The 985-nt window shown below is 60.5% G+C and carries 2 protein-coding genes; one reads left to right on the top strand and one right to left on the bottom strand.

Annotated features, from left to right (window positions below; translation table 11 throughout):
• A partial coding sequence (locus tag EN780_RS35160; RefSeq protein WP_128276534.1) for a VOC family protein occupies positions 1 to 511 on the bottom strand: 511 nt, incomplete at its 3' end.
• A gap of 312 nt (positions 512 to 823) precedes the next feature.
• Between EN780_RS35160 and EN780_RS35155 the strand changes: the two genes are divergently transcribed.
• Positions 824 to 985: class I tRNA ligase family protein (locus tag EN780_RS35155; protein WP_133372906.1), on the top strand; the 162-nt coding region annotated here is incomplete at its 3' end.

Raw genomic sequence — 985 nt, 5'->3', positions numbered from 1 at the left:
CCAAAAACAGAGCCTTGATGTTGTCGACAATGATCGTCGCCGCCAGCAGGTCAACGGTCGAATTGGCGGTGAGGGGAGGCTTGTCGACATGGCGCAGGTTGAGCCGTGCGCCATCGCGGATGATTTGGGCGTAGAAGGGCGGCTCGCCATAGGTGAAGCGCGTCCCGAAACCGAGCTTTTGCCGGTAGAAATTACAGGCCGCTGCGATGTCGCCGACAAAGAGTTGTGGCTCGGCAAAGGCGAGATGCGGTTTTGCGGCGTCTGCTGCTGCATGATCGGTCACGGTTTGAAGGCCTTCCTTCAGCGCCTGCCAGCTCTCGAAACCTGACTTCCTGGCGACGAGTTCCTGGGCATCGGCAAGCTTGAAGCCGTGATCGAGGATTTGGCTGTCGCTGAGATGGTGAAAACGCGGCAAGAGCCATCCAATCACAGCGGTGACGGGATAATACCGCTCGCGGTGCCATTTGAGATAGAGCTTGGCCTGTTTCTTGTGGTGTTCGAGGGTCGGCATGGGCGCATTGCGGGGTTGAGGTGGCGTAGGCGGGCAATGCCCCTCCGGCTGGAAGCCGATGCGCCCTACAGCAGCGCTGGCAAGGTAAGATGGCTGGGATCAGTGGTCAAGACGAGAGTGACAAGGCTTTCTCCGGCGAATTGGGGGCCGGCCATCGTCGACGAGTGGATCGAAGAACAGCTCCTGCTTGATCCGATCCGCGCTACGCCTATCTGCTTCTCATGACCCGAGGCGGCCCTTGCGGTTGACTTGGCCAAAGCCTTCCGATTTACACCGGACCAGCAAGATCCCGACAGCGCGGACCACTTTCCCATGCTTGAAAAGACCTATGACGCCAAGACCGTCGAGCCCAGGATCGCCAAGATTTGGGAAGAGGCGGACGCCTTTCGCGCCGGCGCAGGCGCGGAGGAGGGGGCGGAGGCCTTCACTATCGTCATCCCGCCGCCGAACGTCACCGGCTCGCTGCATATGGGC

The organism is Mesorhizobium sp. M4B.F.Ca.ET.089.01.1.1 (assembly GCF_004022605.1).
Taxonomy (GTDB): domain Bacteria; phylum Pseudomonadota; class Alphaproteobacteria; order Rhizobiales; family Rhizobiaceae; genus Mesorhizobium; species Mesorhizobium abyssinicae.
Note: the sequence above shows the minus strand (reverse complement) of the source record. Positions and strands in the feature narration are given on the sequence as shown.